The organism is candidate division WOR-3 bacterium (assembly GCA_013177935.1).
GTDB lineage: Bacteria > Hydrothermota > Tepidihabitantia > Tepidihabitantales > Tepidihabitantaceae > Tepidihabitans.
Genome location: JABLXZ010000001.1, coordinates 359,165 through 376,438, shown reverse-complemented (window position 1 = coordinate 376,438; position 17,274 = coordinate 359,165). Strand labels below are relative to the sequence as shown.

Below are 17,274 nucleotides of genomic sequence, written 5' to 3'. Positions count from 1 at the left end.
TTTATCCTTTATGACATCGGAATCCGAAAAAGGATTGTTTCAGAAAGTGACCCGCTGGATACATGCTGACCGGTTTTTAAAGGGGTTGCATCGGGTTAATATTTTTGTCGGTGGTTACGGTTCAGGGAAAAGTGAAATGGCAGTAAACTTTGCCATTTCCTTAGCAGGGCGCGACCGCCCGGTGAAAATCGGGGATTTAGATATTGTGAACCCTTACTTCCGGAGTCGTGAAGCACGGACTGCATTAAAAGAGTTTGGGGTAGAATTACTTTTGCCTCCACCCGAAATTATGGAGTCCGATTTACCGTTGATTCAGCCGGAAATTGTGGGTGCGCTCCAGAATCCAAATGGTTTTCTGGTCCTTGATATTGGCGGTGACCCAATTGGTGCCAAAGTTCTGGCAAGTATACGGGGAAAGATTCCCAACGATGATTTTGACTGTTTCTTTGTATTAAACTCCCGAAGACCTTTTAGCGCTACCGTCGCGGATGTTAAAAAAATGGTAGAAGCGGTGGAGAACGCAAGCGAAATCAGTGTTACCCAGCTTGTGGTCAATTCCCATCTAATTGACGAAACAAGCGTCGCCGTAATTGAGGAAGGGATTGAACTTGCCGAGGCGGTTCGCAATGAGACAAATAAAGTGATTGGTTTTGTAGCGGTTGAACGCCGGATGCTCAATGAATTTGATGCCGGTCGGCTTCCTTATCCGGTGCTTGTTCTTGACCGGTGGCTTTTGAAACCCTGGGAGACAAGAGAAAAGCTGGGTTCAGAAAAATTTAAACTTTGAGGTGAAATATGGCAAGAAAGGCTAAGGTTACAATTGACCGAAATCGCTGTAAAGGGTGTGAGTTGTGTGTCCAGTTCTGCCCAAAACAGGTTTTGGCGATGTCCCGAGAGATTAATGACAAAGGGTATTTCTTTGCCCAGGTGGTGAATCAAGAGGCGTGCATCGCCTGTCGTTTTTGTGGATTCATCTGTCCGGATACTGCGATTGAAATTGCCCTTGAGGTAGAAGGAGAGAAAGCGGAGGCGAAGAATGGGTAAGATTTTAATGAAGGGAAATGAAGCGATTGCCGAATCCGCAGTCCGTGCCGGCGGGCTTTTATACTTTGGCTACCCGATAACACCTCAGTCGGAAATCGGTGAATATCTTGCCCGGCGGATGCCTGAAGTGGGCGGGTGCTTTTTACAGATTGAAAGTGAGGTTGCGGTTGCAAATGTCCTCTACGGCGCAGCGGGTGCCGGCGCCCGGGTCTGGACCTCTTCTTCAAGCCCGGGTATCAGTTTGATGATGGAAGGGGTGTCCTACATCGCGGCAGCGGAACTGCCCTGCGTCATTGTGAATATCGTTCGATGTGGTCCAGGACTTGGAGGAATTCTTCCTTCCCAGGGGGATTACTTTCAGGCGGTAAAAGGTGGTGGCCACGGTGACTACCGATGTCTGGTGTATGCGCCCTCTTCAGTTCAGGAGGCGGTAGATATTATGCCTCTGGCATTTGACCGTGCGGACCGCTATCGAAACCCGGTCATAGTAATCGGGGACGGCATGATTGGACAGATGATGGAGCCGGTAGAGTTTAAAGAACAACAGTTCCCGCCGTTGCCCCCAAAAGACTGGGCTACTTCCGGCTGCAAAGGCAGAAAGCCCAATGTCATAAATTCACTTTACCTCGACCCGGTGGAGGAGGAAAAACTGAATTTCAAACTGGCGGCAAAGTATCAGGAGATGAAACGAAACGAAGTACGGTTTGAGGAGTTTAATACCGAGACCGATTTTCAGGTTTTGCTCGTTGCCTACGGCACTACCGCCCGGGTTTGTAAAACCGCAATCCGCCAATTGAAAGACAAAGGGGTTAATGCGGCGCTGTTGCGACCGATAACCCTTTTTCCGTTTCCTGACAACCGGGTATTTGAACTGGCACAGCGTGCCGAGTTTGTTATGTCGGTAGAGATGAGTACCGGTCAAATGGTTGAGGATGTTCAGCTGGCGGTTGGCAGGACTAAACCGGTGTTCTTCTATGGTAGAACCGGGGGAATGGTGCCGAGTCCAGAAGAGGTGGTTGCTGCAGTTGGAAAACATCTGGGAGGCAAAAAATGAAGGTGATTTTTAAGCGGCCGGAATCCTTGAGTAACACTCCAACCCATTACTGTCCAGGGTGCACTCATGGGGTTGTTCATCGATTGATTGCTGAAGTGATTGATGAGTTAGGTTTACGCGAGAGAACTGTTGGAATTGCCCCGGTTGGTTGTTCGGTACTTGCGTTCAACTATTTCAACTTTGATTTCCAGCAGGCTGCTCATGGTCGGGCACCAGCGGTTGCTACCGGGATAAAACGTGCCCGTCCTGATTTGATAGTTTTTACTTATCAGGGTGATGGCGACCTCGCCTCAATAGGAATGAGCGAAATTGTCCATGCAGCAAATCGGGGAGAGAAGTTCACCGTGGTATTTATCAACAATGCGATTTACGGTATGACCGGTGGACAGATGGCACCAACCACAATGCCTGGACAGGTGACAACAACATCGCCAAGGGGAAGAGATGTGGGTGATGTGGGTTACCCAATTCGAATGTGCGAACTTCTGGCAAGTTTGCGGACCCCGGCGTTTATTGAGCGTGTTGCGGTACACAATCCCAAACAGGTGGTTAACGCAAAAAGAGCGCTTAAGGAGGCTTTCACACTGCAGCGGGATAATGTTTGCTTCTCGTTTGTGGAGTGTCTTTCCACCTGTCCAACGAACTGGGGACTTTCACCCTATGATGCGACTAAATGGTTGGAGGATAATATGATACCATACTATCCGGTTCAGAACTTCAAGCGTCCTGAGAAGGGAGAGAAAGATGCAGATTGAAGTGGTGTTTGCCGGATTTGGCGGTCAGGGGATAATGATGGCGGGCAAGGTCCTTGCTGAAGTTGGAATGAAGATGGGCAAGGAGGTTGTCTGGTTGCCTTCATACGGTCCGGAGATGCGCGGTGGAACTGCCAATTGCACGGTAATAATCGCTGATGAACCCATCGCTTCCCCCATTATCGCTCATCCCCGGGACACGGTAGTAATGAACAAACCTTCTCTCGAAAAGTTTTGTCCAACCCAGAAGCCTGGTGGAGTTACGGTGGTCAACAGTTCTTTAATTAACATCCGGCCCAACCGTGACGACATCTTAATAATTGAGGTGCCGGCAAATGAAATAGCGATTGAAGCCGGCAGTGCTCGTTCCGCAAATATGGTAATGCTTGGTGCTTATGCCGGAGCTACCGGAATTGTGCCTCTGGAGATGATTATTGAACAGGTAAAAGAGGAGTTCGAAAAAAGACCGAAGCTTATCCCGGCGAATCTTAAATGTGTTGAGCAGGGATTCGAACTTGCCAGTTCAGTGGTGAGGGGCAAAAGATAACCCTGCTTACAAAATCAATTCTGCCGTGTATTCATTAAAATAACCCACATATTATCAATATAATACGCAATTGATAACCGGTAAGATTACACAGTAATATGATAGTACAAGTCAGGTTCGAGTCTCATTGAGGTATTAAACCCAGCAGAAGCTTGAATTAGCAAAGTCGCGTAAATACAAAGTAATCACCATAGATTTATTTAATAGTTATAGTGTATGTTACAGTGAAGGTGAATTGGCATTTAATCTCATAACTTACAATGGAAACAGGTGCTATGACGATTTATCTGATTAATATTACCACTAATCCCATAGTTGACACGGGGGTAGCACCGGGCATGCCCTTAAGTATTATATGAGCAATAGTTGCGGGGAGCGTTGATTAAGATGAGGCTCTGTCCATTGAGAATCTATGAATCGGAAATATGTTAACAGTGGTCTAAATTGTTGATTAACTATGAATAATGAAAAGAAAGGCCCTGTTCAGGAGTTAAAAGAACGCCTGGCTCTTCTTGAAGCCCGGGTTAAAGAGTTGAATTCTGATTACCTGCGGGCACTGGCGGACTTTGACAACTTCCGGAAAAGGATTGAGCGGGATTTAGAGGTTAAACAGCGTGCCGGTATTGACTCCCTGCTTGAGGCACTGATTCCGGTTCTGGACAATTTTGAGCGGGCGCTCAGATTTTCTCAGCCTCAAGAAGCGACCAGTGACAACAAAGCCATTGAGAGCTGGAAAAAAGGTGTTGAATTAATTTACCAGCAGTTGTGCGACCTGCTGAGCCGGTTTGGGTTGCAGGGATACACCTGTGTCGGGGAAAAGTTTGACCCACGCCGGGCAGAGGCTATCGGTTTTGTCGATACCACGGAAGGTGAAGACAATGAGGTAATAGAGGAGGTGTGCAAGGGGTATGAATGTGCGGGCAGGGTACTCAGACCGGCAAAGGTTAAGGTAGTGCGGAAAAAGGAAATCGAGAAAGAAATCCCGGAGGGAAAAAGTGAGTCTAATAATTAGGGGTAAAGGGTTGGTAAGGAGTATTAAGGTATATTGACGTTGAAAAAGGAGGAGTAAAAATGAGTAAGGTTATCGGTATTGATTTAGGAACAACTTTTTCCTGTGTCGCGGTAATGGAGCGCGGCCAACCGGTAGTTATTCCTAACCCGGAGGGGGGAAGGACAACACCTTCGGTTGTTGCCCTGGGTAAGGAAAGGCTGGTGGGAACCCTTGCAAAACGTCAGGCGGTTATCAACCCTGAATCAACAATTTATTCAATCAAGCGATTTATGGGCCGGCGCTACTCTGAGGTTACCGAGGAGGTTAAGCGTGTACCCTACCGTGTGGTTGAAGCAGCAAATGGCGATGCCTGGGTTGAGGTGGATGGTAAACGGTACTCTCCGCCTGAGATTTCTGCGATGATTCTTGCCTATCTCAAACGGGCTGCCGAAGCATATCTCGGCGAGGCGGTAACTAAAGCGGTAATTACTGTTCCCGCCTATTTTAACGACTCGCAGCGGCAGGCGACCAAAGATGCCGGTAAAATTGCCGGACTGGATGTATTAAGAATTATCAATGAACCTACCGCAGCATCGCTGGCTTACGGGTTGGACAAAAAGCGGTCTGAAAAAATTGCGATTTACGACCTTGGTGGCGGGACATTTGACATTTCGATTCTTGAGATTGGCGAAGGGGTTTTTGAGGTGCGTTCAACGAATGGTGATACCCATCTTGGAGGCGACGATATCGACCAGCGGATTATGGATTGGATTATTGAGGAGTTCCGCAAGGAGCAGGGAATAGACCTGTCCCGGGACAAGACGGCATTGCAACGGATAAAGGAGGCGGCAGAAAAAGCGAAGTGTGAGCTCTCGACATCAATGGAAACAAACATCAGCCTGCCGTTTATCTATGCGGATGAGAAGAAGGGACCGTTGCATATTGAAATGCGGCTGACCCGGGCAAAACTGGAAGCGCTGGTTGAGGACCTTTTGCAGCGGACTTTAGGACCGGTGAAACAGGCACTGGCAGACGCTAAATTGACGCCCCGGGATATCGATGAGGTAATTCTGGTAGGGGGTCAAACAAGGATGCCCAGAGTCCAGCAACTGGTGCGAGATTTCTTTGGAAAAGAACCCCACAAGGGAATTAATCCTGATGAGGTAGTTGCAATCGGAGCGGCGATTCAGGGTGCAGTACTTGCCGGTGAAGTAAAAGATGTCGTGCTTCTTGATGTTACACCACTTTCCCTTGGAATTGAAACCTATGGTGGGGTTATGACCAAAATTATTGAGCGTAATACCACAATTCCCACTCGCAAAAGCCAGGTGTTTACTACGGTTGAGGACAACCAGACAACGGTGAGCGTTCGAGTTCTCCAGGGTGAGCGGGAAATGGCAGCGGACAACCGGCTGCTGGGACAGTTTGACTTGGTCGGGATTGCCCCAGCACCGCGCGGGGTGCCGCAAATCGAGGTAACATTTGACATCGATGCTGATGGCATTCTTCATGTTACCGCCAAGGACAAGTTAACCGGAAAAGAGCAGGGTATTAAAATAACCGCATCATCCGGTTTAAACAAAGAGGAAATCGACCGGATGATAAGTGAAGCCCAGGCTTATGCGGCTGAAGACCGGCGCCGGCGCGAGATTGTTGACAGTCGTAATCGGGCGGATACCATTATATATCAGACCGAAAAGACGCTTAAGGAGTTAGGCGAGCGGGTTTCAGCGGAAGAGCGACGGCAGATTGAAGCAGCGATAACCCGGGTGAAAGAGGTGATGAAAGGGGATGATAAAGCAGCAATTGATCGTGCCGCGGATGAGTTGCAGCGGTCATTGAGTACTGTTGCCGAACGGCTCTACCGCGAACAGGCAGCTCAAGAAAGGGGCGGCGGAAGCAAAGAGCAGGATAAAAAAGTCGAAGCCGATTACACGGTAATTGATGGAGAAGATAAAAAACAGTAATAGATAGGAGGTAGAATTAAAATAAAGGTTGTAAGGAGGTGGAGTTTTTAGCCCGCACCTTCGGGCATTTGATTACAAATGGCGGTAACAAAACGGGACTACTATGAGGTCCTGGGTGTTTCTCGTAATGCAACGCCCGAAGAAATTAAGAGCGCCTATCGGCGCTTAGCTAAAGAGTATCATCCTGACCGGAATCCCAACAACCGAGCAGAAGCAGAAGAAAAATTTAAAGAGCTGTCTGAAGCATACGAAGTCCTTGCCGACCCGGAAAAGCGGCGAGTTTATGATATGTATGGCCATGAGGGGGTCGCAGGACAATTTGGGCCAAACGGATTCGATTTTCGCCGTCACTTTACCCACAGCGAGGACCTCGAGGATATCTTTGGCGACATTCTTAGAGGATTTGGCGGTGAGGGTGGCACAATTTTTGACTTGCTATTTGGGAGTCCGGCGCCGCGCACCACGGCAAGACGGGCACGCGGCCGGGATATCATTGTCCGGATGCGGCTGAGTCTGGAGGAGATTGCCGAAGGGGTGACAAAGGAGGTGTCATTTTCCCGCTATGAAGCCTGTTCTGATTGTGGAGGCGCGGGCGGCTCGGGCAAGATTGCCTGTCCAACCTGCCGCGGGCAGGGACGGGTTAAACAGCAAACCAGGTCGGTTTTCGGACAGTTTGTTCAGGTTTCGACCTGTCCGGATTGTGGTGGTAGCGGTGAACGCTATCGTAATACCTGTCGCCAGTGCAGCGGAGAGGGTCGTGTTCGACGTATGAGAACTTTGAAGGTGCGCATCCCTGCTGGTGTTTCTGCCGGTACGCCAATTGTCCTGCACAACGAAGGACATTGGGGACCAGGTGGTCAAGGTGATGTTGTAATAGAAATTGAGGAGAAGGAACATCCGCTTTTCCTGCGTCAGGGGGACAATATCATTGTGGAGGTTCCGGTCTCTATTCCCACCGCAGTTCTGGGAGGGAAAATAAATGTTCCTACCCTTAATGGGATGAAGGAGATTGAACTACCGCCTGGCACTAACTCCGGAACTGTTTTGCGCATCCGGGGCGCGGGTATTAAACGGTTAGAAGGAGGAGGCAGTGGTGACGAACTGGTTAGAATTGTAGTGCATATCCCCAAGCATCTTAGCCGGGACGAAAAGATGCTCTACAAACAGCTGGCAGTAAATCAATCCGAATCACCGCCGGAGCCAAGGAAACCCGAGTCGATGTAAAATGGAGCTGTTTTACATTCCCCAGTTAAAGCAGGTTGATGTCCCGCTCGAAATTTCCGGGGCTGAGGCAAGGCATATTGCCCGGGTTTTGCGCCACAAACCGGGTGATGTTGTATATGCGACCAATGGCCGAGGCGAGGAGTTTCGATTGGTTCTTAAAAAAGTTGAACCCTCACGAGTAATTGCCCAGGTTCTAGAGAAAAAAACCGGTGGGCGGGAGCCAAAACACAGATTGGTTTTAGCCCAGGCGGTTTTAAAAGGAGACAAACTTGCCGAAGTGGTTGAGGCGGTTACCGAATTGGGGATAAGTGAGATTATTCCATTTTTATCGGAACGGGTTGTTGGCCGACTAACCGATTCGAAATACCGGCGTCTGGAAGGTGTTGCGGTAAGCGCAATGAAGAGTTGCACAAGAACCGTATTACCATGCATCGGGCGGTTAGTCGAACTTGATGGCTTAATAGAGAGTTTTCATAATTTTGACCTGGTGATAGTCGCTTACGAGGAAGAAAAAAAACAAGGGCTGGTTCAAGTTTTGAACCGTGAGGTTAAAACGACAATGGTTGTAATCGGACCCGAAGGTGGGTTTACCGAAGGAGAAATCGTTAAGATGAGAGATGCCGGTGCGGTGTGTTGTTCACTGGGCCCAAGGCGGTTACGAGCCGAAACGGCTGCGATAGCAGCAGTTTCAATTATTCTTGGGCTGCTCAGGGAGTTAGGATGAAAAATTTGTCACGAAAGGAGGTGCAAAACAAATGGTAAGTATTACTGTAAAAGAAGGCGAGCCGTACGAGAGTTTTATTCGTCGTTTCCGGCGTGCCTGCGAACAAGCAGGTATTCTGCGCGAAGTAAAGCGCCGGGAATTTTACGAGAAACCGAGCGAGCGTCGTAAGCGAAAGATGGCAGAAGCTCGGCGTCGGCTTTACCGAAAACAGATGGGTGAAAGATAAAGTGGGTTAGAAAACATCCATACGGAGTAAAGTGGACCGAGAAACCTTAGAAGCGCTTGATTTTCCCCGTATTCGGGAAATACTTATCGAACTCTGCTCCACTGAACTGGGCAAAGAAAAGGCACGACAGTTTGGGCCTTTTCTGGATTTAAGTTCGGCTCAGACAAAGCTCGACCAATTGGAAGAAATCATGAAACTTGATGGTGAGCCGTCGTTGAGCGGGGTTCATGATATCCGGGTTATCATCAACCAGGCAGAGGCGGGTGCAATGCTGGGTACTGAAGACCTGCTGAAGGTGGGCGCAACTTGCCGGTGCTTTGCTGAATGTGAGGAGTTTTTTAAAGCAAATAAGCAGCATATTTCTCATCTCAGCCCGATAGCTGATAGAATCGTTGCCCTCCCAAGACTGCAGCGGGCGATTGAGAATGCAATTGATAATTCCGGCGCGGTACGCGATACGGCGAGTCCTAAGTTACAGGAGTTGCGAGACGAGTTACGAACGCGGCGGAATTTACTTGTAGACCGCCTGGAGCGGATGATTGAGGATAATCCCGATTGGTTTGAAGGTCCAGTAATGGTCCGACGGGAACGGTTTGTCGTTCCAGTTAAACTTGAGTACCGTAACCAGGTGCCGGGTGTAGTACACGGGGTATCGGCAAGCGGCCAGACCGTCTTTATCGAGCCGATGGCGTCCATTTTAGAACAAAACCGATTGCAGGAGTTGCGTGATGCGGAAACCGAGGAAGTGAACCGGATTTGTCGTGAGTTATCGGCACTGGTGGCTCATTACCACAATGAGCTTAACACCGGGACTGAGATGGTATCCGAACTTGATTTCCTTCTCGCAAAACGACGATTTGCATTAAAGTTTGAATGTAGCCGGCCTGTTATCACCGGCGACAAAACAGTTGCGCTCGTTCGAGCCCGCCATCCTTTACTTCTTTTGTACAAAAATGATGTGGTACCACTTGATTTTCAATTGCCCGATAACACTAAGGTCGTGGTAATTTCTGGACCCAATGCGGGCGGTAAGACTGTGGTACTGAAAACCCTGGGAATTTGTGCTCTGTTGTTAAAAGCCGGGATGTTTATCCCAGCTGCAACCGGAAGCAAAATGCCGTGGTGGGAACAGGTGTTTGCCGATATCGGTGACGAGCAGTCTTTAGAAGCCGACCGGTCTTCGTTCACCGCTCATCTTTTGCGGCTGAAAGAAATCCTTGCCAATGCTGAAGCAAGTAGTCTGGTGCTGATTGATGAAATCGGTGCTGCCACCGCACCGGAAGAAGGAACAGCACTGGCAATTGCGGTACTGGAAGATTTGCGACAAAGAGGGGTAATAACGGTTGCAACAACTCACTTCAACAATTTGAAGATATTTGTGCAGAATGAACCAGGGATGAGCAATGCGGCAATGGAGTTTCGTAACGGACCAACCTATCGGCTGATTATGGGGATTCCCGGCGAATCAAGTGCGTTTGAGATTGCCGAGCAGCTTGGTTTGCCATCACATTTATTGGAACGGGCGCGAAAGTTTGTAGGGAAAGAGTGGCTCGACTTAAATTTAAAATTAAGGGCGGTGGAAGAGGAGTTGCGTAAACTAAAAGAAGAAAGACTCCAGTTAGCAACAGAAAAGAAAAAAGCGGATGAGTTAGTTGCCGCCTACCAAGTACGCCAGTCCCAGTTTGAGAAATGGCGGCAGCAAGAAGAACGGCGTGTGCGGGACGAGCAGGAGCGGTTATTAAAAGAAACCCGGCGCCAGGTGGAAAACCTGGTACGGGAGTTACGAGAGCGAAATGCTGACCGCCAGAGTGTTGTTAAGGCGAAACAGTTTATTGAAGAAAATCTTGAACGGTTAAAAAACGACCTGCCGGCAGATAAACCGACAGAAATCGCTACTCCGGTTACCTTTGCGATTGGTGACCTGGTGGAGTCAAAGGTATTCCGACGGCGCGGCCGTGTGCTTGAGGTAAAGGGAAAAGATGTTTTGGTTGCTTTTGGTCAAATTAAGATGACGGTAGGTGCGGAAACGCTGACTCGTTTAGAATCAAAATTACCTGAAGCACAGGTCGAGACGGTGAACGAATTTGAATTTGTGCCCCGGCTCAACATCCGGGGGATGACCACAGAAGAAGCCCAGATTGCTCTCAACCAGTTTCTTGCTGAGGCGGAAGCCGCAGGCGCAAAAGAATTGTCGATTCTTCACGGCAAGGGTACCGGTACTTTGCGTCGGATGTTGTGGCACCGACTACGTAAAGACCATCGAGTGTGCGAAGTGAGGTTTGCGGAACCTGCTGAAGGCGGGATGGGTGTGACTCTGGTCAAATTAAGAGGCGAAGATGATCAAACCTGAGATAATTGACCGAATTCGCCAGGAGACTGATATCGTCGAGCTGGTTGGGAGTTATGTCCCTTTGAAGAAGGTGGGCCGAAATTATCGCGGGCTGTGCCCATTTCATGTCGAACGGTCACCATCGTTCTATGTTAGTCCGGAGCGCCAGTCTTACCACTGCTTTGGGTGTGGTGCCGGGGGTACAGCGATAACTTTTGTGATGGCTTATGAGAAACTGGAATTTCCTGAGGCGGTAAAGTTTTTGGCAAAACGGTTGGGAATAACAGTTGAGGAGGAGCGAGGAGATGAAAATCGCCAGACGCTTTACGATGTCTGCGAACGGGTGACGCGATTTTACGAGGATAACCTTGCGAAATCCAGTGAGGCTCAGGCTTACATTGAAAATCGGGGTTTGAGTAATTCAACCGTAAAGCGTTTTCGGTTGGGATTTGCTCCCGGTGGTAATGTATTAAGAGGAGCGGCGCGGCGTTTGGGTGTAAATGAAGAACGTTTATTGCAAGCCGGATTGGTTGTTAAAAAAGATGATGGATACATCGATTATTTCCGGGAGCGAATTATCTTCCCTATTTTTTCTATATCAGGAAAGGTCATCGGTTTTGGCGGCAGGATAATCGGCGCTGGAGAACCTAAGTACCTGAACTCACCGGACAATCCAATTTTCCATAAAGGAGAAATTCTCTACGGCATTTTTCAGGCAAAATCCTATATTCGTGATGAAGTCCCAATACTGGTCGAAGGGAATTTTGACCTGCTTACTCTTGTTGATAAAGGTATTAATAATGTAGTTGCTGGTATGGGGACTGCCCTTACTTCCGCGCAAGCCGCACTCATCCGGCGCTACAATCGGCAGGTTATTATATGTTATGATGGCGATGAACCAGGGAAAAAAGCGTGCCGGCGGTCAATCAGTACATTGCTGTCAGCTGGTATTGACCCGGCTATTGTATTACTTCCTCAGGGCAGCGACCCGGATAGTTATCTCCGTACCAGAGGACGAGAGGATTTTTATGCACTGTTAAACCAACGCCAGGATTTTGTCGACTTTGTGATTGGCGAAAAAATGCCGCAAACTGTAGCTGAACAGCGTGCGGTAGTTGAGGAGTTGCGTTCGTTACTTGCGCTGATCCCGGATGAGGCAAGCCGCGAACTTTACGCTGTCCGAATCGGAAAGATTTTTAACATTGACCAGCGCATTTTGCTTGACGTCGATACAGTTGAACGGTCCGATATTGAAAAAGTTAAAAAACCGGTACAATCTATTGGTCCCCGGCTTGAAGAAAACCTTGTTACGGCTCTGGTTCAGAAGCGGGAGTTTGCGCTCGCCGCTGTTGAATTTTCCTTTTCCGATGCGGTTCAGGATAAGATGCTTAAGAAAATCGCGCGGGTTGCCGAAGAGTCGTGTGATGAACCCGGATTCGGTCCTGCTTTGTTAATGGACCTGGTTGATGATGAGGAGGCACGCCGTTGGATTGCGCGCGCCGTATTCAGTGAGTCCCAGTTGCCATCGGAGGAGGAGTTTCGTAATCGTCTCCGACAGTTTCGAGCGCGCTGGCTTCACCAGCAAATTGAACAAGCCGAGCAGGCTGGTGATAAAGCTCAGGTCGAGGTTTTGCTCAAGGAACGAAATCGGTTGTTAAAAGGATTGGTTTAAGAAAGGAGTAGGTGAATATGAAAAAAAAGGGTGAACATAAAGTGAAAGGTTTACGGGGAACATTGATAAAGAGAAAAAATAAGAGAAGTTTAAAAATTAAGGAGGACACCTTAGAGTCTAACCAGCCGGACTGGTTGGAGGTTGTTTATAAAAAAGCGGCGATAGATAAACAAATCACTTATGATGAACTGGAAGAGTTGTTACCAGATGAGGTGTTGACCGCCCCTGAAAAACTTGAAGAACTTATTGCCGATTTGGACCGCAATGGGATTCAGATGACCGATAGCCATACACCAGAAGAAGATGTGATGGTACCCCGGCGCGGTCCTAAACCGGTAATTCAAAGAACCGATGACCCTACCAAGGCATACTTTCGGGAACTGGCAAAGTTACCTTTGCTATCACGAGATGAAGAGGTTAAGTACTCCCGCGAAATGGAGGAGGGATACAACAGTCTGATTCAGTATTTGTTTGAACCGGTAGCAATGATGAAGCGGCTGGTTGAGGATTGCAAATCAATCGAAGAGGGAACACGGTCTCTGGACCAGGTGGCACGGGTCGAATTCGAATGTCTCTTTGACAAAAAGGCACTCGCCAAGGAACAGAAAGCGTTTGTGCGTAGGGTACGGGAGGTGGGAAGAATTGCAGAAGAGATAGAAAAGTTAGAGAAAGGCGGTTCGTCGACCCGAAAAAAGACGCAGATCAAAGAACTGCGCAGTCGAGTCATCAAACGTATTCAGGAAATGTCACTGCAGCATCATATTATCAACAATTTCCTGAACGAATTCAAATCGGTTGCCCAAAATGTTCTGACATTACGTGACCAATTGCATCGGTTAGAAGAGGAAGGGAAAGGGAAAAGTGAAGAGGCGCGAGAGTTAAAAAAGCAGCTACGGAGTACCGCCGGCTTTCTGGGCAAGAAAACCACGGCACAAATCAAGCGGATACTCCAGGCAATGGCTGAGTACGAACGCCAGATTTTGTCCGCCCGGGACCGAATGATTGAGGGTAATGTACGCCTTGTGATTTCCATCGCCAAACGGTATGTGAATCGCGGTCTGGAGTTTGCTGACCTGTTAGAAGAAGGCAATGTTGGCTTAATCAAAGCGGTTGAGAAGTTTAATTACCGAAAAGGATTTAAGTTTTCTACTTATGCAACCTGGTGGATAAAACAGGCGATTACCAGGGCAATTGCTGACCAATCCCGTACGGTAAGAGTTCCTGCCCATATTATCGACGCAATCAACAAGGTAGCAAAGGTTCAGCGGCGATTTCTTCAGTCCTGCGGTCGGGAAGCGACTATTGCCGAACTGGCGCAGCGGCTTTCGACGCCAAAGGAAAAACTGGAGGCGTTAGAAAAAATTGCGCAATTTGGGGTTTCGATTGATAAACCGATTGATGAGGAAGAGTCGAGCTTTATTGGCGACTTTTTGTACGATGACAAAACCGTTTCTCCTTCCCATGATGCTGCCGTCAAACTGTTAGGCGAAAAACTGGAAGAGGCGTTAAAGACATTGACACTCCGCGAGGAGAAAGTTCTTCGTCTCCGGTTTGGCTTGGGAGATGGGCAACCGCGAACCCTGGAAGAGGTTGGTCAAATATTTAATATCACCCGGGAAAGAGTACGGCAGATTGAATCCAAGGCACTGCGTAAACTGCGGCATCCCTTAAGAATGGGTGAGCTTTCAGAATTGATCAAGTTGCTGCGATGACGCGCATCGGATTAATTTCAGACACGCACGACAACCTTGATCGGGTTCGTTCGGCAGTGAAGTTGTTCAACGAATTACCGGTGGAACAGGTGTTCCATTGTGGGGATCTGGTAGCGCCATTTGTGTTGAAGGAGTTCCAACCGCTCACCGTACCTTTACTGGTCGTACTTGGTAACTGCGATGGCGACCGTGCGGCGTTAAAAGAGGTCGCCCAACAAATGGGGTTCGCTATTTTTGATACCCGGGCAGAAATATCAATTGCCAATAGAAAAATTTGCATCACGCATCAACCGCTAAACCCAATTCCCCACTGTGATTTTTATATTCATGGACATACCCATCGCATCCGTTACGAACCAGGGAGTCCGATAATCGTTAATCCGGGAGAAGCCGGTGGGTGGCTAACCAATCGTAGCACGGTTGCGACGCTTAACATCGAGACCGGCGAAGTTGAATTTTTTGACCTGTGAAAGCAACTCTCCAGCAAGAATTGCCCGCCGGCCTCTATGTAGTTTCAACCCCGATCGGTAATTTGGGAGATATCACGCAACGGGCGCTCGAAGTTCTTGCAAAAGCGGATGTAGTTGCCTGTGAAGATACAAGACGCACCGGATTACTTTTGACTCATTTCGGGATAAAAAACCGTCTGGTGTCTTACCATGAATACAACAAGTTACGCCGGACTCCAGAGATTATTAAGTTGTTGGCAGAAGGCAAGGCGGTTGCCCTGGTAAGTGATGCCGGGACACCGGGAATTTCTGACCCCGGGTTTTATCTAATTCGTGAAGCAATTGAACAGGGATTCCGAATTTTCCCGATACCCGGGGCATCGGCATTGCTGGCGGCGCTGGTAATATCAGGGTTGCCGTCGGACCGTTTTGCTTTTGAAGGTTTTTTACCTAAAAGAGCCGGTCGCAGGCAGAAACGTTTGAAGGCATTGGCTCGGGAGCCCAGAACAATGATTTTCTGTGAATCGGCGTTGCGAGTTAAACAACTTCTCGAAGAGATGAGAGCCTTGTGGGGCGAAAGGAAAGCGGTTTTGTGTCGGGAGTTAACAAAGAAATTTGAGGAGGTAATACGGGGTACACTTTCCGAAATTCTGGAGAAGATCGGGACACGAGAGTTAAAAGGAGAGGTTGTTGTTGTCGTCGCAGGTACAGGGTTAAGGTTCGATACGATTTATGAAGAACCAGACTAAAGAGCAAGGAAGAAAATTATTGAGGCCATTAGTTTATTTGCTGGCACGAATTGGTATACCGCCAACTGCGGTGACCTTGACTGCAGTTCCCCTGAGTGTTTTAGCCGCTTTGCTTTTTGCCTCGGGACAATTTTTCTGGGCAGGTTTGCTGGTAATATGTATTGGACTTTGTGATACACTCGATGGTGAGTTATCCCGAAGAACTGGAAAGGTTTCCCAGACGGGTGCTTTACTGGACTCAACAGTTGACCGATTTAGCGAGGGTGTAGTTTGGGCTGGTGTTGGCTGGTATTACGGATTAAGAAATCATTGGGGTATTTTGGCGGTCTTTTCGGCTTTGATATTTTCTTATCTGGTGAGTTATGTTAGAGCCCGGGCTGAAGGTATTAGTAAACAGTGCCAGGTTGGTTTATTTGAACGCCCGGTACGGGTTATGATAATGGTGGTTGGGGCATTAGTACTGAGGGAAAAACTTTTCGTATGGGCAATAGTAGCGATTGCACTGGGCTCTTTTGTAACATTTATCCACCGGGTTTTGTTTGTTTTGAAACAACGCAGTTAATGAGTACCCGAATTTTGTTAATTGGTGTAATAAAAACGGGCCGGCAGCGGTGGCAAAAGATGGAGGCACTCGATGAACTGGCAGCATTGACCAGAACTTCTGGGGGCGATGTTATTGAGCGGCTCGTACAAGTGCGTCCTCATATTGACCCGGCAACACTGATTGGTAAAGGCAAAGCATTAGAAATCAGGGACCTGTGTCATCAATATGAAATTCAGCTGGTAATATTTGATGACGAATTAACTGCTACCCAATTGCGAAACCTCGAGGAAATCATCGGCGTAAGAGTAATCGACCGAACCGCTGTGATTCTGGACATATTTGCACTTCATGCCCGAACTGCCGAGGCGAAAGTGCAGGTCGAACTTGCCCAGCTCGAATATATCAAAACGAGGTTAACCGGTTTAGGGGTAGCGATGTCCCGATTAGGGGGCGGTATCGGAACCAGAGGTCCCGGAGAAACAAAACTTGAAGTTGACCGGCGGCGAATTGAACACCGAATTACGGTGTTGCGACGGCAGTTGAAGAAAATTGAGCAGGAACGGGCAGTACAGCGCAAACGTCGCAATAATGTTATTCAATTAACCCTTGCTGGTTACACAAATGCCGGCAAGTCAACATTATTTAATCGTTTAACCAATTCTCAAGTAAAAGTTTCCGAGCAACTGTTTGCGACCCTGGATGCCAGTACCCGGATGTTGCCCTGGCAGCGCGGTGTTCCGGTCGTACTTACCGATACAGTAGGATTTATACGCAATCTTCCTACCCAGTTGATTGCCAGTTTTCGTTCAACACTGGCAGAGATCAAAGACGCCGATTTGATAATTCATGTTGCTGACGCCAGTGATGCCTTAGTCGAGCAAAGAATTGATGTCGTCAACGATACGCTCCGGACTATCGGCGCCGGAGAAAAACCTATCATTCTCACTTTTAATAAAATTGATCGACTTTTTGACGATATTATGCTGCGGCGCTTAAAAGAACATTATCCCGATGCGGTTTTTATTTCTGCCGTTACTGGTGCTGGAATTGATGCGTTGACAAAACGTATTGCCACTTTTTTAGATAGCCAACTGGTTGTTCGAAGGTTTACAGTGCCTAACGAACGCTGGGACCTGATAACCCGGATAATCAGCAGTGGTCAGGTTGTTAGTGATGTTGAAGTTGACGGTAAACGCCGATTCCGGGTCAAAGGATTACCAGGCGAACTTGCCCGCTTACGCAAACAGATAAATACGGCGCTAAAGCTACGTTAGCGCCCTTCGGTTGCGC

17 protein-coding genes are annotated in these 17,274 nt (G+C 48.3%); all 17 read left to right on the top strand.

Translation table 11 applies throughout. The annotated features are described in order from the left end of the window. The first annotated feature begins 10 nt into the window (after positions 1 to 10). The 17 genes from HPY86_01795 (at position 11) to hflX (ending at position 17,258) form a co-directional block, all read left to right on the top strand. Positions 11 to 787: a hypothetical protein gene (locus HPY86_01795; GenBank protein NPV13650.1), complete on the top strand. Its 777-nt coding sequence runs from the start codon at positions 11 to 13 to the stop codon at positions 785 to 787. Between the two features lie 8 nt (positions 788 to 795). Beyond that, entirely contained in the window at positions 796 to 1,044 is a 249-nt protein-coding gene (locus HPY86_01790; GenBank protein NPV13649.1) for a 4Fe-4S binding protein, read from the top strand. Further along, positions 1,037 to 2,098 (top strand): 3-methyl-2-oxobutanoate dehydrogenase subunit VorB, encoded by a 1,062-nt coding sequence (locus HPY86_01785; protein NPV13648.1) that lies wholly within the window; start codon positions 1,037 to 1,039, stop codon positions 2,096 to 2,098. The genes HPY86_01790 and HPY86_01785 overlap by 8 nt, the downstream gene beginning before the upstream one ends. Continuing rightward, on the top strand, positions 2,095 to 2,853 hold the full coding sequence (locus tag HPY86_01780) for a 2-oxoglutarate oxidoreductase (GenBank protein ID NPV13647.1): 759 nt from the start codon (positions 2,095 to 2,097) through the stop codon (positions 2,851 to 2,853). Before HPY86_01785 ends, HPY86_01780 begins: the two co-directional genes overlap by 4 nt. Next, on the top strand, positions 2,843 to 3,397 hold the full coding sequence (locus HPY86_01775; GenBank protein NPV13646.1) for a 2-oxoacid:acceptor oxidoreductase family protein: 555 nt from the start codon (positions 2,843 to 2,845) through the stop codon (positions 3,395 to 3,397). Before HPY86_01780 ends, HPY86_01775 begins: the two co-directional genes overlap by 11 nt. Positions 3,398 to 3,854: 457 nt before the next feature. Beyond that, positions 3,855 to 4,409 carry a nucleotide exchange factor GrpE gene (locus HPY86_01770; GenBank protein ID NPV13645.1) on the top strand — a complete coding sequence of 185 codons (555 nt, stop codon included), beginning with the start codon at positions 3,855 to 3,857 and terminating at the stop codon, positions 4,407 to 4,409. Between the two features lie 59 nt (positions 4,410 to 4,468). Next, positions 4,469 to 6,355, top strand: coding sequence for a molecular chaperone DnaK (gene dnaK / locus HPY86_01765; protein ID NPV13644.1), 1,887 nt, complete (start codon positions 4,469 to 4,471; stop codon positions 6,353 to 6,355). Between the two features lie 78 nt (positions 6,356 to 6,433). Continuing rightward, positions 6,434 to 7,579: a molecular chaperone DnaJ gene (gene dnaJ, locus HPY86_01760; protein ID NPV13643.1), complete on the top strand. Its 1,146-nt coding sequence runs from the start codon at positions 6,434 to 6,436 to the stop codon at positions 7,577 to 7,579. Between the two features lies 1 nt (position 7,580). Beyond that, a complete protein-coding gene (locus tag HPY86_01755; protein NPV13642.1) occupies positions 7,581 to 8,303 on the top strand; it encodes a 16S rRNA (uracil(1498)-N(3))-methyltransferase in 723 nt (240 codons plus the stop codon). 31 nt (positions 8,304 to 8,334) lie between these two features. Beyond that, positions 8,335 to 8,529 (top strand): 30S ribosomal protein S21, encoded by a 195-nt coding sequence (gene rpsU, locus HPY86_01750; GenBank protein NPV13641.1) that lies wholly within the window; start codon positions 8,335 to 8,337, stop codon positions 8,527 to 8,529. Between the two features lie 31 nt (positions 8,530 to 8,560). Beyond that, on the top strand, positions 8,561 to 10,879 hold the full coding sequence (locus HPY86_01745; GenBank protein NPV13640.1) for an endonuclease MutS2: 2,319 nt from the start codon (positions 8,561 to 8,563) through the stop codon (positions 10,877 to 10,879). Next, positions 10,866 to 12,530, top strand: coding sequence for a DNA primase (locus HPY86_01740; GenBank protein NPV13639.1), 1,665 nt, complete (start codon positions 10,866 to 10,868; stop codon positions 12,528 to 12,530). The genes HPY86_01745 and HPY86_01740 overlap by 14 nt, the downstream gene beginning before the upstream one ends. A gap of 17 nt (positions 12,531 to 12,547) precedes the next feature. Then, on the top strand, positions 12,548 to 14,242 hold the full coding sequence (locus HPY86_01735) for a sigma-70 family RNA polymerase sigma factor (GenBank protein NPV13638.1): 1,695 nt from the start codon (positions 12,548 to 12,550) through the stop codon (positions 14,240 to 14,242). Beyond that, entirely contained in the window at positions 14,239 to 14,712 is a 474-nt protein-coding gene (locus HPY86_01730; GenBank protein NPV13637.1) for a metallophosphoesterase, read from the top strand. The genes HPY86_01735 and HPY86_01730 overlap by 4 nt, the downstream gene beginning before the upstream one ends. Continuing rightward, positions 14,709 to 15,440, top strand: a complete 732-nt coding sequence (rsmI, locus tag HPY86_01725) for a 16S rRNA (cytidine(1402)-2'-O)-methyltransferase (protein ID NPV13636.1) — start codon at positions 14,709 to 14,711, stop codon at positions 15,438 to 15,440. The genes HPY86_01730 and rsmI overlap by 4 nt, the downstream gene beginning before the upstream one ends. Before the next feature lie 19 nt (positions 15,441 to 15,459). Further along, positions 15,460 to 16,002, top strand: coding sequence for a CDP-alcohol phosphatidyltransferase family protein (locus HPY86_01720; GenBank protein ID NPV13635.1), 543 nt, complete (start codon positions 15,460 to 15,462; stop codon positions 16,000 to 16,002). Next, the gene (hflX, locus tag HPY86_01715; GenBank protein ID NPV13634.1) at positions 16,002 to 17,258 is read left to right on the top strand and encodes a GTPase HflX; all 1,257 of its coding nucleotides are present in this window, start codon (positions 16,002 to 16,004) and stop codon (positions 17,256 to 17,258) included. Before HPY86_01720 ends, hflX begins: the two co-directional genes overlap by 1 nt. Positions 17,259 to 17,274: the final 16 nt, after the last annotated feature.